General features: G+C 60.9%; 12 protein-coding genes. 7 read left to right on the plus strand and 5 right to left on the minus strand.

Going from position 1 to position 13735, the window contains the following annotated elements:
• Positions 1-49: 49 nt before the first annotated feature.
• The 3 genes from CCR95_RS08275 to CCR95_RS08285 all read left to right on the plus strand — a co-directional run bounded on the left by CCR95_RS08275 (position 50) and on the right by CCR95_RS08285 (position 2458).
• Positions 50-937, plus strand: coding sequence for a TraB/GumN family protein (locus CCR95_RS08275; RefSeq protein ID WP_242523126.1), 888 nt, complete (start codon positions 50-52; stop codon positions 935-937).
• Positions 938-1041: 104 nt separating this feature from the next.
• Entirely contained in the window at positions 1042-1836 is a 795-nt protein-coding gene (locus CCR95_RS08280) for an MlaA family lipoprotein (protein ID WP_242523127.1), read from the plus strand.
• Between the two features lie 181 nt (positions 1837-2017).
• Positions 2018-2458 (plus strand): septal ring lytic transglycosylase RlpA family protein, encoded by a 441-nt coding sequence (locus CCR95_RS08285; RefSeq protein ID WP_201093457.1) that lies wholly within the window; start codon positions 2018-2020, stop codon positions 2456-2458.
• A gap of 81 nt (positions 2459-2539) precedes the next feature.
• On the opposite strand, the gene CCR95_RS08290 is transcribed toward CCR95_RS08285, so the two are convergent.
• The 3 genes from CCR95_RS08290 to CCR95_RS26320 all read right to left on the minus strand — a co-directional run bounded on the left by CCR95_RS08290 (position 2540) and on the right by CCR95_RS26320 (position 6800).
• Positions 2540-3253 (minus strand): anaerobic ribonucleoside-triphosphate reductase activating protein, encoded by a 714-nt coding sequence (locus CCR95_RS08290; protein WP_201093459.1) that lies wholly within the window; start codon positions 3251-3253, stop codon positions 2540-2542.
• 316 nt (positions 3254-3569) lie between these two features.
• Positions 3570-3758, minus strand: a complete 189-nt coding sequence (nrdD, locus tag CCR95_RS26315) for an anaerobic ribonucleoside-triphosphate reductase (protein ID WP_201093461.1) — start codon at positions 3756-3758, stop codon at positions 3570-3572.
• A 33-nt stretch (positions 3759-3791) separates the two neighbouring features.
• Positions 3792-6800 carry a ribonucleoside triphosphate reductase gene (locus CCR95_RS26320; RefSeq protein WP_201093559.1) on the minus strand — a complete coding sequence of 1003 codons (3009 nt, stop codon included), beginning with the start codon at positions 6798-6800 and terminating at the stop codon, positions 3792-3794.
• Positions 6801-7469: 669 nt separating this feature from the next.
• Here CCR95_RS26320 and miaB point away from each other — a divergent pair.
• The 4 genes from miaB to CCR95_RS08320 are packed head-to-tail and all read left to right on the plus strand — an operon-like array spanning position 7470 to position 11261.
• Positions 7470-8834 (plus strand): tRNA (N6-isopentenyl adenosine(37)-C2)-methylthiotransferase MiaB, encoded by a 1365-nt coding sequence (gene miaB / locus CCR95_RS08305; protein ID WP_201093463.1) that lies wholly within the window; start codon positions 7470-7472, stop codon positions 8832-8834.
• Positions 8831-9829 (plus strand): PhoH family protein, encoded by a 999-nt coding sequence (locus CCR95_RS08310; RefSeq protein WP_201093465.1) that lies wholly within the window; start codon positions 8831-8833, stop codon positions 9827-9829. Before miaB ends, CCR95_RS08310 begins: the two co-directional genes overlap by 4 nt.
• Positions 9830-9882: 53 nt before the next feature.
• On the plus strand, positions 9883-10377 hold the full coding sequence (ybeY, locus tag CCR95_RS08315) for an rRNA maturation RNase YbeY (RefSeq protein WP_201093467.1): 495 nt from the start codon (positions 9883-9885) through the stop codon (positions 10375-10377).
• Positions 10374-11261 (plus strand): HlyC/CorC family transporter, encoded by an 888-nt coding sequence (locus tag CCR95_RS08320; protein ID WP_201093469.1) that lies wholly within the window; start codon positions 10374-10376, stop codon positions 11259-11261. Before ybeY ends, CCR95_RS08320 begins: the two co-directional genes overlap by 4 nt.
• Positions 11262-11266: 5 nt before the next feature.
• Here CCR95_RS08320 and CCR95_RS08325 read toward each other — a convergent pair whose 3' ends face one another.
• Entirely contained in the window at positions 11267-12130 is an 864-nt protein-coding gene (locus CCR95_RS08325; protein ID WP_201093471.1) for a 23S rRNA (adenine(2030)-N(6))-methyltransferase RlmJ, read from the minus strand.
• Between the two features lie 309 nt (positions 12131-12439).
• A complete protein-coding gene (locus CCR95_RS08330; RefSeq protein ID WP_201093473.1) occupies positions 12440-13705 on the minus strand; it encodes a Coenzyme F420 hydrogenase/dehydrogenase, beta subunit C-terminal domain in 1266 nt (421 codons plus the stop codon).
• Between the last annotated feature and the right edge of the window lie 30 nt (positions 13706-13735).

Genomic DNA, 13735 nt, shown 5'->3' on the forward strand with positions numbered 1-13735 from the left:
CGAGTAACGATTGCCATGGGGTCATGCTGGATTGAGCGATATCCGCGTCATGAGGGTTTTCCGGCACTGGGTTGTCTGGAGCGTCGTCCTTTGGGCGTTCCTGCTGAGCGGCCCGGCAGTGGGAGAGGTTGGGCGCGCGGCGCACGGGCTTCTCTATCAGATCAGTTCGCCGACGGCAGCGGTTTCCAGCGTTTTGTTCGGGACGATCCATAGCGAGGATCCCCGTGCGACCGAACTTCCTCCGCCGGTCCGGGCGGCCTTCGATGATTGCTCCGGCGTTGCGCTGGAGGTGATTCCCGACGCGGCGGCGATCATCAAGGCCATGGTCACCATGACCTATACCGACGGCCGTACCCTGCATGAGGTGCTTCCGCCCGATCTTTACCCCCAGACAGCCGCGGCGCTCGCCGACATCGGGATGTCCGAGGATGCGTTCAAGGATTTCAAGCCCTGGGCGGTGATGACCCTGCTGAGTACCCCGCCGACCGAGACGGGGCATTTCCTGGATATCATGCTGTATCGCGCCGCGCTCGAATCGGGCAGACCCGTTCAGGGATTGGAAACGATGGAAGAGCAGCTTGCCGTCTTCGACGGGATGAGCGAAGCCGATCAGATCGGTCTGTTGCGCGAGACCCTGAAATCCAGAAGTCAGTTGCCGATCATGTTCGAGCAATTGATGCAGGTCTATCTGGAACGCGATCTTGGACGTCTGGTCGATCTCAGCGAGTCCTCTCTCCAGGGCGGCGATCCCCGGCTGGCGGAGCTGTTCCGGGAAGTCGTGATCGACGCGCGCAATCGGCGGATGGTGGAGCGCATGCGGCCACTGCTGGATCGGGGCGGATGGTTCATCGCCATCGGCGCCTTGCATCTGCCGGGGGATGCGGGAGTCATCGCGTTGCTTCGGCGCCTTGGGTACGGGGTGTCGGTCCTGTATTGAGTCCGTTGTCGGGCAGGTCCATTATGATCCGATCAGGCTAGCCTCCGGGAGCGGCTAGCACTGTGATAGCATTTCACAACTCCACTGGGAAAAAGAAACTACCAATGAAGGGTGTCGAAATGGACGCATTCCGGTTGGGCTGGTTGGGGGTGTTGTGCTCGACCCTCTTGACCGGCGGTTGTGCCACGAATCCAGACCGGGTGGTGGATCCGCGCGATCCACTGGAGCCGTTCAACCGGGCGGTCTACCGATTTAACTCCGATTTCGACAAGGCGTTTCTGCAACCTGTCGCCAAGGGCTACCAAGCGATTACGCCCGAGCCGGTTGATCGCGGCGTCACCAATTTCTTTCATAACATCGCCGATGTGACCTCGGCGGTGAATAATGTCCTGCAGTTCAAAATGTCGCGGGCGGGGAGCGATGTGGGACGACTCTTCATCAACTCCACGATCGGAGTGCTGGGGATTTTCGACGTGGCCACCAATGTGGGCCTGCCGAGCTACAAGGAAGATTTTGGCCAGACGCTCGGTTACTGGGGGCTTGAATCGGGCGCCTTTCTGATGTTGCCCATCCTGGGGCCGAGCAGCATGCGCGATACCATCGGTCTGGCCGGCGACGTGTTCACGGACCCACTGATTAACATCCGGGAGGATCATATCTACTGGAGTCTGTTGGGTCTGCAGTTCGTCGATCGCCGCGCCGAATATCTCACCGCCGGTCAGATCCTGGAAGATGCCGCGCTGGATTCTTATGGCTTTCTGCGCGATGCCTATCTACAACGCCGACTCAACCTGGTCCATGACGGCAATCCGCCCTCGGTGGAAGGTCAGGAAGATTTTTGGGACGAGATCGATTTCGACTCCAACGGCAAGACGGACCAGGACATTCCGACTTCCTGAGGGTCGCCGTTTCAGGCGCGTCTCGCCCGCCAATGTTTCGATTATGTTGCAATTAACTCTCAATTTGATTGGAAGGGTGGCCAAACGCGCCCCTCGCCCTGTAAAATAGCCCTTCGGATCGAAGACGAAGGGTCCTTCCGAGGCGCCCATACACCACAACGAGACTACAAGAGGAAGCGTTTTGGTTAAACGACGCAGATGGCTATCCCCGTTTCTACTGACACTTTCAATTCTGCCGACGACGCAGACGCAGGCAGTCGTCACCGAAGGTACCGCCTCCTATTACGCGGATCGTTTCAATGGCCGCAAGACCGCCAGTGGAGCAAGGTTCAACACGAACGCCCTGACTGCGGCGCACAAGACCTTGAGTTTTGGCACCAAGGTGATGGTGACTAACAAGGCCAATGGCCGCTCGGTCGAAGTCACCATCAATGATCGCGGCCCCTACGCCCATGGCCGCATGATTGACCTCTCCAAGGGCGCAGCCAGGGAAATTGGTATGCTTGGCAGCGGAACCGCACGGGTTGAACTCCAGGTGGTGGAGGCCGCTAACGAGAGTAGTTTCTCGCGTTCGGGAATACCCACCGATGTGGCCCAAACAATGATGATGGAACTGTTTTAAACTGCGACCGGCATGGCATGCATCCTCTGCCGAGCGATCGCGAGGTAAAACGATGCGTGTCATTCCGGATGCGGTTTCGGTTCAGGCTTCCCGGAGCGTGAAGCGCGCGAAACGCCCGCTCTCGATGTCTCCGGCGAGTTCTCGTAGCGGAAAGCGGAGATTAGGAAGATTTCGATCCAGTGCGTGCTGGGTGTCGCAGCCCTGTAAGGCGTAGTTTTTGACGCCGACATCCGCGAGGGCATGCGCGATGGCGGCGACCTCCGGCGGTGTCCAGTCGGGCATGACCGTGGTGCGGACCTCCAGCGCAATCCCCGACTCCAGCAGCCGCGACAGACTCTCCCAGGCCGGTTTCCCCGAGCCTTCGACCCCCGTTATCCGGTCATAGTCCTCAGGGAGCGCCTTGATGTCCAGGCCCACCCAATCCAGCAGGGGCAACAGACGGCGCAGACGTTCGGGATAGGCTCCGCTTGTATGTAACCCGATCTTGAAGCCCAGCCCCCGCGCCTCGGACATCGCCGACGAAAGCGCCTGTTGAGCGGTCGGTTCTCCGCCACTGAACACCACCGCATCGAGCAATCCCCGTCGCTGAGTCAGAAACTGGATCACTTCGCGCCAATCAATGACAGTGTTCGCGTCGGGATCGAGCAAGTCGCGGTTATGGCAGTAACGACAGCGCCAGGGGCAGCCCTGACAGAAGATCACGGCGGCCAGCTCGCCTGGATAATCGATGGTCGTCAGCCGGGTGAGTCCGCCGATTCGCAGGGATTCGGCATCGACAGTCGGTGCCGCGTTCATACTTGATCGGTGCCTGAGCACAACGTCATGAATGTTGAAAAAGTGTTCATCAATTGTTCCCGCTGTGAGCAGTGCCGTTCGCCGCAGACCCCATCATGCTCTGCGGCGAACGCCTTTCACTGAACCACAGATGAACACAGATACACACAAATTGAAGCACATCAGCGCATCGAACACCGCCGGTCTCTAGATGCGTCGAGGATGTGGTGGCGCGGAGGTGGGGCGTCCTTAATCAAGGATGAATCTGTGTGGATCGGTGTCCATCCGTGGTTCTCTTCATCGTTCGACCGATCAGGAAGTCATTGATGGACAGTGACTAAGCGGCGAGCTGGTCCACGCGACGCGGTGCGACTTCCGGTTGCTCCGAGAAATAACAACGCTCCGCATGTTCGGCACGCTTACCATTGTTGAACGCGGAAACCGGGCGGTGATAACCCATAACGCGGGTCCACACTTCGCAAGGCGTGCGTTCCTCGGTCTTGAGTTCGATGCGTGCGTCGTTCATGTTGTCGCTCTCCTGATAAATCATTGGATGGATTTAATCGGCGCTGGTTCGTGCCGAGTCTTTACGCTCGGCGACGGCGCGATCATGTTCGGTCTGCTTGCGGGCGATGACTTCCCGGTCGCAGATCGGGCAGAAAGGATGTTCGCCGGCGATATAGCCGTGTATGGGACAGATCGAGAACACCGGCGTGACCGTGATATAGGGCAGGCGGAAGTTCTCCAGCGAGCGGCGCACCAGCCGTTTGCAGGCGTCCGTGGACGAAACCTGCTCGCTCATATAGAGGTGCAGCACGGTGCCGCCGGTATACTTGCTCTGCAACGCCTCCTGCATGGCAAGCGCCTCGAAGGGATCGTCCGTATAGCCCACCGGCAACTGCGAACTGTTGGTGTAGTAAGGCGTCTGGGCGGTGCCAGCCTGGAGGATGCCGGGAAAACGCTTCTGGTCCTCCCGCGCGAACCGGTACGTCGTCCCCTCGGCGGGCGTGGCCTCCAGGTTGTACATACTCCCGGTGGCCTCCTGAAACTCCACCATCCGTGCGCGCACATGATCGAGCAGTCGGCAGGCCATCTGATGGCCGCGCGTCGTCGTGATGTCCTCGGCGTCGTTGGTGAAGTTGCGGATCATCTCGTTGATCCCGTTCACGCCGATGGTCGAGAAATGATTGCGCAGGGTGCCTAGATAGCGTTTGGTATAGGGAAAAAGCCCGGCATCCATGTGCCGCTGGATGACCTTGCGCTTGATCTCCAGACTGTTGCGCGCCAGGTTCAGAAGTGCGTCGAGCCGCGCCAGCAGACCCGGTTCGTCGCCGCGATGGGTGAAGCCAAGCCGCGCGCAGTTGATCGTGACCACGCCCAGCGAGCCGGTCTGCTCCGCCGAGCCGAAGAGGCCGTTGCCGCGCTTGAGCAATTCGCGCAGATCCAGTTGCAACCGGCAGCACATGGAACGGACCATGTTCGGGGTCAGTTCGGAGTTGAGAAAATTCTGGAAATAGGGGAGGCCATATTTGGCCGTCATTTCAAAGAGATGATCCGCGTTTTCGCTCTCCCAGGGGAAATCGTGGGTGATGTTGTAGGTCGGGATCGGGAAGGTGAAGATCCGGCCCTTGGCATCGCCCTCGGTCATGACTTCGATATAGGCGCGGTTGATCAGGTCCATCTCGGCCTGAAGCTCGCCATAGGTAAAGGACTGCTCCACGCCCGCGATCACCGGCACCTGCTCGCGCAGATCCTCGGGGCAGACCCAATCGAAGGTCAGATTGGTGAAGGGGGTGTTGCCGGTGATGAAGGTCTTGCCATGGCGACGCGCGACGAAGGTGCCGTTGCGGGTTGTCGGACACCAGACCTTGCCCTTGTAAGGCCGGCGCTCGATGAGCTGGATATAGGTCTCGCGGTTGCGGATCAGGTTCAGAACATGAACGCCCGAATCCTTGCGTGTATAAACGCTGCTGCCGTAACCGGCGAGCACGCAGAGTTCCTGTAGCGCGTCGAGATTGTCGCGATCATTGGTGTAGATCCGGATGCGCCCGCTAGGTTCGATACTGCCGTCGCCCTTGATATAGGTATCCAGGAAGAGACGGATCTGGCGGGCGGACAGGGTCCGGATGATGTCGGGCACGCATTTGCGTTCCGTGTAGCTCAGAACGAACTCACTGCCTTCCTTGTTTAGCCGATAGCGATAGACGGGGAAATTCGCATAGGTTCCGGTCTGCTCGCGAAGGTGGAAGCTGAAGCCAAGCTCATGCAGCACCCATTCGATCTCGGCCGCGTTTTCCGCATGGCCGCTCGACTGGAAGAGACTGACCCGCCGCCGATCGGCATGGAAATCGAAGTTGCCTTCCGCCACCACCCAGGCCAGCAGCATGACGATCCGATCGTCGATCTCGGTCACCGACGTGGTTTCCCAGGCATTGGGAACGATGATCGGGGACTTGAGTTCGGCAACCTGCTCGATGTCTTCCAGTACCCAGCGATCCTCCGAGTTGAAGACCTTGCGCAAGACCTTGTGGCCCGGCGTGATCCATTGTTCCTGCGTGCGATTGCGCAGCACGTACATGTCGCCGTCGAAGTCGTAGGCATTCAGCGCCAGCGGTTTGAGATATTCCAGACGGTTGTTGCGCCAGTCAAAGGTGGCGATACGCTCACCCGAGGCGATCTGGTCGTAGCGCTTCCAGCCATGCTCGGTCAGGCACTCGGTCTCATCATCGACGCATTGGCAGCCCCACCGCGACGGCACATTCAGGTTATAGATGAGTTCCTGAATCGCCTGCTTGACATGGCGATAATCCAGTCCGTCGATGCGGACGAAAGGTGCCATGTAGGTATCGAAGCTCGAAAACGCCTGGGCGCCGGCCCATTCGTTCTGCAGGGTGCCAAGGAAGTTGACGATCTGTCCGATGGCCGAGGACATGTGCTTGGGCGGTCCCGCCTCGACCTTGCCCGGCACCCCATTCAGACCCTCGTTGAGCAGGGTGCGCAGCGACCAGCCGGCGCAATAGCCGGCGAGCATGTCCAGGTCATGGATATGATAATCGCCCTCGCGATGGGCCTCGCCGATCTCGGGCGGATAGACATGATTCAGCCAGTAGTTGGCGATCACCTTGCCCGAGGTGTTGAGAATCAACCCGCCCAGCGAATAGCCCTGGTTGGCGTTGGCCGCGACCCGCCAGTCCGAGCGGTCGAGATACTCATCGATCGAGGCGCCGACATCCACCAGGGTGCGGTGGTCGGTGCGCAGTTTGTGATGCTGCTCGCGATAGACGATGTAGGAGCGGGCGGTGCCGAAGTGGTTGGCGCTGATCAGCGTCTGCTCCACCACGTCCTGAATGCCCTCGATGTCCGGCAGGCGTCCGTCGCTAAAGCGGTGAGCCAGCACTTTGATGACCTGGGCCGTCAACAATCCGGCCTCTAAAGGACCGAACTCGCCACTGGCCTGACCGGCGCGCAGAATCGCCGACTCGATCTTGGCGGCGTCGAAGCGAACCTCGACCCCGTCGCGCTTGAGCACGCGGGTTGGCAGGGTCGGGAAATTCGTCTCGCTTCCCATCATGGGGCCTCTGGCGTTTTTGAAGAGTTCGATAGGTGGTTTTTTCGTCCAAATTCAGATCGTTTGGCGATCTGCGAGGAAAAAACCAATATTAGGCGGAAGCACTATATCTTGTGGTTTGTAAGTGTAGCCCTGACTATATGCTGTGACCAGCGGCAAAATGAACTCGGCCAGATGACGGCGCACCGAGTCGTCGTGGCGTGCGGAGACGGAAGGATTTCAAAGGCTTGCCATGGAAAATGGCGGATCGGCGGGGCGTTTTCAAGCCGTGGAAAAGCTGATTCTTATCGCTTTTTTGCTTCCGGCGCGGCGCGGCGGTTTCATCCGTCGAATCCAGGTTGATTGATCTGGATCAATAGAATCGAGCGACTACGTTCTTGCTCTGAGCCGCTATCTTGACTTGCGAATTTTTGCCTTTTCGTGTTTTTTGCGTATCGCCTTCCGACCGACAGGTCTCATCGAAACCGTCGAAATGGCGGCGCGGAGAGGATGGGCGCGCATCCATGCGGCGGTTGCAAAGTCCGAATTCGTTCGGTTACGCTGCATCCATTGTCATGCAGCGGTATTCGCGACCTCCTCCCGACTCAGTGGGTTGTAGACCGCCTCCGCGCCCCCATCTTTCAGAGCGAGCAAGTCATCACGATCGTTCGCCCGTTCCAACATCCTCTCATGCATCGCAAGCTCTATATCCAGACCTACGGTTGTCAGATGAACGAGTACGACTCCGCCCGGATCGCGGATGTCCTTCGCGTGTCAGCGGGCCTGGAATTGACCGATCGTCCGGAAGACGCAGACGTGCTGCTGCTCAATACCTGCTCCATCCGCGAGAAGGCGCAGGAAAAGGTCTTCTCCCAACTCGGGCGCTGGCGCCCCTGGAAGGTCGCCCGCCCGGATCTGGTGATCGGCGTCGGCGGTTGCGTGGCGAGTCAGGAAGGGGCGGCAATCCGCGAGCGGGCGCCCTATGTGGATCTGGTGTTCGGTCCGCAGACCCTGCACCGGCTGCCGCAAATGCTGAAGGATCTCCGGACCGATCGACTACCCCAGGTGGATGTGTCCTTTCCGGAAATCGAAAAGTTCGACTGTCTGCCGGCGCCGCGCGCCGAGGGACCGACCGCCTTCGTTTCGGTGATGGAGGGCTGCTCCAAATACTGCACCTATTGCGTCGTGCCCTATACCCGCGGCGAGGAGATCAGCCGTCCCTTCGATGACGTGATCGCCGAGGTCGCGGGGTTAGCCGAGCAGGGCGTGCGCGAGGTCAATCTGCTAGGGCAGAACGTCAACGCCTATCGCGGATCCATGTTCAGTCCCGTGACTCCGCGGGTGGCAAACAGCGAATGCGAGACCGCCGATCTTGCGCTACTGATCCGCTATGTCGCCGCCATTGACGGGATTGACCGGATCCGCTTCACCACTAGCCATCCGCTCGAATTCTCGGACAGTCTGATCGAGGTCTTCGCGGAGGTGCCCGAACTGGTCAGCTTTCTGCATCTGCCGGTGCAGTCCGGCTCGGACCGCATCCTGGCCGCCATGAAACGCGGTCACACGGCAGCGGACTATCGCGCCAAAATCCAGCGGCTCCGGCAGGCGCGGCCCGGCATCCATCTTTCGTCCGATTTCATCGTCGGCTTTCCGGGTGAGACCGAGGATGACTTCGCCGCGACCCTGGCGCTGGTGGACGATCTCGGCTTCGATCAGAGTTACAGTTTCATCTACAGCCGTCGCCCCGGCACTCCGGCGGCGGATTACCCGGATGATGTCTCGCTAGACGCGAAAAAGGCGCGTCTGGAACGTCTGCAGCAGCGCATCAACAGCAACGCCCAGCGCATCAGCCGCCAGATGGTCGGGACGGTCCAGCGGGTGCTGGTGGAAGGCCCGTCGCGCAAGGATCCGCACCAACTCGCCGGGCGGACCGAGAACAATCGCGTGGTCAATTTCGAGGGGCCGACCGACTTGATCGGCGATTTCGTCGATCTGACCATCACCGAAGCCCTGCCCAATTCGCTCCGTGGCCGCCTGACGCCTCGCTCCGCTTGACGACTCAACCGCACACGCTGGATCTGGAACTGGAACCCGAGGACAACACGCGCCTCGCGAACCTCTGCGGCCAGTTCGATCAACATCTGCGCCAATTGGAGCGCCGTCTCGGCATCGAGATCAACAATCGCGGTTTCGCGTTCCGGCTGATCGGCGAGCGCGACTCGGCGCGACTTGGAGAACAACTCCTGCGCCATCTCTACGACGAGACCGAACGAGGTGTGCTGACGCCAGAAATCATCCACCTCGCGCTCCAGGAGTCCGGCGCGGACGCGCTGCTGGAACAGGTCGAGGACCGCCTGCCGGAGGTCGTCATCAAGACCAAGCGCGGTCTCATCCGGGCACGCGGCGCGAACCAGCAGGAATACCTGCACGCCATCCTCAAGCACGACATCAACTTCGGCGTCGGCCCCGCCGGCACCGGCAAGACCTACCTAGCCGTCGCCTGCGCGGTCGAGGCGCTGGAGTCCGATCGGGTGCGGCGTCTGCTGCTGGTGCGTCCGGCGGTGGAGGCGGGCGAGCGGCTCGGCTTCCTGCCCGGCGACCTGGCCCAGAAAATCGACCCCTATCTGCGCCCGCTCTATGACGCCCTGTTCGAGATGCTGGGATTCGAGAAAGTCACCAAGCTGCTCGAACGCAATGTCATCGAAGTCGCGCCCTTGGCCTTCATGCGCGGTCGCACCCTGAACGATTCGTTCATCATCCTCGACGAGGCCCAGAACACCACGCCCGAGCAGATGAAGATGTTCCTGACCCGTATCGGTTTCGGCTCGACCGCCGTGATCACCGGCGACGTGACGCAGGTGGATCTGCCGCGCGGCCAACCCTCCGGCCTGCGTCAGGCGGTCGAGATTCTCAAGGATGTCAACGGCATCAGCTTCACCTTCTTCAACGCCCGCGACGTGGTGCGGCATACGCTGGTCCAGCGTATCGTCAGTGCCTACGAGACCTATGAAAACCTTTCCTCATCGCGGCCTCCCCGGCATCCTGACTGACAACTGACAACTGACAACTGACAACTGACAACTGACAACTGACAACTGACCAAATGCCCGTACACCTGGAACTCGACCTGCAACTGGCGACGGATGCCCCCGAACTGCCTTCGCTGCCTCAGTTCGAACGCTGGACGAAAGCCGCGCTCGACGGCCATCGCGAGCGCGCGGAGTTGACGATTCGGATCGTGGACACGGACGAAGGCGCGGCGCTGAATCGGCAGTATCGCGGTCTCGACCGACCGACCAATGTCCTCTCCTTCCCGTTCGAGCTTCCGCCGGGCCTGGATCCGGATGACGCCATCCGCGACCTGCTCGGGGATCTGGTGATCTGCGCCGAGGTGGTGCGCCGCGAGGCGCTGGAACAGGGTAAGGACGCGCCCGCGCATTGGGCGCACATGGTCGTCCATGGCGTGCTGCATCTGCTTGATTACGATCATCTTGACGAGACCGAGGCCGAGGCGATGGAAACTCTGGAAACGAACATCCTGGGCGGGTTAGGATTCCCGCCACCCTATGAACATCAGCAAGACTTGGAGACTCGATGACGAGCGATCGATCTAGCGAGGGTTCGCGTTCACGCAACTGGATTGAACGAATTGGCCAGATGCTGGGGGGCGAACCACAGGACAAGGAGCAGCTCATCGAGTTGCTGAAGGACGCGCGACAACGGGATCTGTTGGACACGGACGCCCTGAGCATGATTGAGGGGGTATTGCAGGTCTCGGATCTGCGGGTGCGCGACATCATGATCCCGCGCGCAGAAATGGTTTCGCTCAGACGCGACGACCCATTGGAGAAAATCCTCCAGATCGCCGTCAAATCGGCCCACTCGCGCTTTCCGGTCACCGGCGACGACAAGGGCGAAGTGGTCGGCATCCTGCTGGCGAAGGATCTTCTGACCTTCTGCGTCGGGAATGGACGACGCGCCTTCAACATCCGCGACCTTCTGCGCTCTGCCGTGTTCGTTCCCGATAGCAAGCGGCTCAACGTCCTGCTCAAGGAATTCCGGTCAAGCCGCAACCACATGGCGATCGTGGTCGACGAATACGGCAGCGCGGCGGGGCTGGTGACCATCGAGGACGTGTTGGAGCAGATCGTCGGCGAAATCGACGACGAGCACGACTATGACGAGGGTTCCGGCATCTTCCGGCGCGACCGCAACGAATTCAGCGCCAAGGCCCGCACCACCATCGAGGATTTCAACGACTACTTCGGCAGCGACTTCCCGGACGAGGAGTTCGACACCATCGGCGGCCTGGTGGTGAATGCGCTCGGCCATCTGCCCAAGCGCGGCGAGTCGGTGGAACTCGGCCGCTTTCGCTTTACCGTGATGCGCGCGGACAGCCGCCGGGTGCATCTGCTGAATGTCGAATATCTGAATCCGGACGACGAGATTCCCGCTGTGTCCTCGGATGCCGAGGAGTCCTGAGTCGATTAGGCTGGTCGACGCCGCCATTCCAGCCGCCATCCTGTCGTGCTTCCTGACTGGATGGGCTCCAACGCAAGCACATCCGCGAGTCGGGGCAACAAGGTTCCAAGCCGTTCCTCGAAGCGCCAGGGCGGGTTCACGATGGCCATCCCCGAGCCGTGCATCCCGAAGTCGTCCGTTTGCGGACGCACCGCCAACTCGGCGATCAGGAACTCCGGGATTTCGCGCGACAGCTTCCTCATTAAGCGAGCGGCCTGATCGCGCTGGACCCCAAGACGCGGATACCAGATGGCATAACTCCCGGCTGGCCAGCGCGCGTGCGCGGCGGCGAGACAGTTCGCGACCCGATCGACGTCGGTCTTGACCTCATAGGGCGGGTCGATCAGCACTAGACCGCGCGGCGGCTTGGGCGGCAGCAGCGCGGTCAATCCCTCGAAACCGTCGCGATGATGGATATTGACCCGCGGATCGCCGCCCAGCGCATGGCGCAGCGTCTGGACCTCGGCCTTGTGCAACTCCATCAGGATCAGCCGGTCATCCGCGCGCAGACAGTGCCGCGCGAGCTGCGGCGATCCCGGATAGCGCGCGTAGCCACCGTCCGGATTGAGCGCCGCGATGGCGTCGAAATAGCGCGCCAGTTCGGGAAATGATTCTTGCCGCGCCCACAGTCGACCGATTCCATTCGCGCTCTCATTCGTCTTGCGGGCCTGCTTACTCGTCAGGTCATACACTCCGGAGCCGGCGTGCGAGTCCAGAAACACCAGCGATTTAGGCTTGACCAGCAGCGCATCCAACAGCAGCGCCAGCACCGCGTGCTTCAGGACGTCGGCATGATTTCCCGCATGAAAGCCATGAAGATAACTCAGCATGACCCTGTCCCCCCTGGGGCCGCCGGCTTGTAGCCGGCGTCCGAGCCGACCGACAATCCAATCGCCATCATGCCCCTTCTGCCGACAACATGTCGGCGGCCCCAGGGTCGGCTACAAGCCGGCGTTCCCAGGGCAATCGGCGCTCCCGGGGCGGCGGCAACCGCCCTAGTGCTTCGCCGCTCAAGTTCCGAGACCGGGGCCTCCTCGTTGTCGTTGTCGCGGTCTCGACATGGCGAATATTCGATTACGACAACAACTAACGACAACGACAACGACCTGAGACGGTCTTGGGACTTTCGCACAGTTGCACTAGGACTCATCCGCCAGCGCGCGCCCAAAGGTCTCGCGATAAGTTTCGGCATAGGGCTCAAGAGTCTGATACACATGATAAGGCACCACCCGCGGCTCCAACCGCGCGAACTTACCACGCACATAATTGAGGTTCCGCAACAGCTTCATCTCAATCACCGCGCGCGCGAACTCCAAACCGCCCGGACCTTTTTTGCGTTGCAGCATCGCGACCAGTTTGCGGATCAGGAAAGGCGGCCGCTTGGCACCGGGCGGATGCGCGAGCCGCTCCATGAAACGCGGCATGCCGCGCCGACGGTCGCCCCGCTCGGTCAGCTCGCCGATCTCCAGATCGGGTCGCATCAGCTCGAAGAGTTCCTCACCGCGTTCGGTGCGCGCCAGCACCCACTGCCAGCCGAGTTCTGCGCCCATGTAGCCGACGGTCAGGTCGCTGAGCGCGTTGGGATAGTCGAAGCAGGAGAGACAGGCCGAGGGGAAGATCCCATGCAGCTTGTCCATCGGGAAGTCGACGAAGTTGAGACGCTCGACATGGCCGTCTTCATGGCGCATCCAGAGGCTGAAGTCCTGCATGAATTCGTGATGGACGACGGTTTCGGGCGAGCGCGAGACCTGACTCAGAAAATAGGTCAGATCCTCGTAGGCGACATTGTCGCTGCACGGAATGCCGATCACATCGAGTCGTTCCAGCCCGAGTTCCGCCTCGACCGCCCGCAGCGCGTGAACCTGGCAACTCGTGCCGATAAAGGCGAGCCGCTTGATCCCCTGTTCGCGCACGCGGTCGAGCAGGCTCAGATTGGGCGAGAGACAGGGCTTGTTACCGGCCGTGGCCAAGACCTCCGCCAGGGTGCGTGCCAGAATCGGCTGGGCCTTGAAGCGGGTGCCGGGCGCGGCGCCGGTGGTGATGACCGCCTCGACCTTTCCCTGTTCGAGCAGGCGCGCGCCGAGCGCGGTGACCATGCCGCTCCATTGGGCCTGGGGGTTGGGTCGGCGCATCCGCGCGGCATACTGCGCGCGATAAATCCCGAAGCGCAGTTCGTCGTCAGGCTGGCGGTTCCGACCGTGGAGACGTTGCTCGATCGTCTGGGTCCGGTTGTCCACAAACATGCAGGCTTGCGGCATCGACGGTTTCAGCGCGCTGTCGCAGAGTCCGCAGTCGCTGCACAGACGCGGGCGGCCCTTGAGACGGTCGTCGTGACTGAGTAGCGTGATCTGGCCGAGTCCCTTCGAGGGGCCTTCTTCCAGTGGAGCGGTGGCGGCGTTGGTCATGCGTTTGCCCCGTCAAGGATGGGTCGGGCG

It is taken from the genome of Thiocystis minor, assembly GCF_016653465.1.
GTDB classification, from domain to species: Bacteria; Pseudomonadota; Gammaproteobacteria; order Chromatiales; family Chromatiaceae; genus Chromatium; species Chromatium minus.

Excerpts from the sequence above, each read along its gene's own strand:
- ybeY (WP_201093467.1), top strand. The coding sequence starts at position 9,883 with ATGCCCGTACACCTGGAACTCGACCTGCAACTGGCGACGGATGCCCCC.
- CCR95_RS08290 (WP_201093459.1), bottom strand. The coding sequence starts at position 3,253 with ATGAACGCGGCACCGACTGTCGATGCCGAATCCCTGCGAATCGGCGGA.
- nrdD (WP_201093461.1), bottom strand. The coding sequence starts at position 3,758 with ATGAACGACGCACGCATCGAACTCAAGACCGAGGAACGCACGCCTTGC.
- CCR95_RS26320 (WP_201093559.1), bottom strand. The coding sequence starts at position 6,800 with ATGGGAAGCGAGACGAATTTCCCGACCCTGCCAACCCGCGTGCTCAAG.
- miaB (WP_201093463.1), top strand. The coding sequence starts at position 7,470 with ATGCATCGCAAGCTCTATATCCAGACCTACGGTTGTCAGATGAACGAG.
- CCR95_RS08330 (WP_201093473.1), bottom strand. The coding sequence starts at position 13,705 with ATGACCAACGCCGCCACCGCTCCACTGGAAGAAGGCCCCTCGAAGGGA.
- CCR95_RS08280 (WP_242523127.1), top strand. The coding sequence starts at position 1,042 with ATGAAGGGTGTCGAAATGGACGCATTCCGGTTGGGCTGGTTGGGGGTG.
- CCR95_RS08275 (WP_242523126.1), top strand. The coding sequence starts at position 50 with ATGAGGGTTTTCCGGCACTGGGTTGTCTGGAGCGTCGTCCTTTGGGCG.
- CCR95_RS08320 (WP_201093469.1), top strand. The coding sequence starts at position 10,374 with ATGACGAGCGATCGATCTAGCGAGGGTTCGCGTTCACGCAACTGGATT.
- CCR95_RS08325 (WP_201093471.1), bottom strand. The coding sequence starts at position 12,130 with ATGCTGAGTTATCTTCATGGCTTTCATGCGGGAAATCATGCCGACGTC.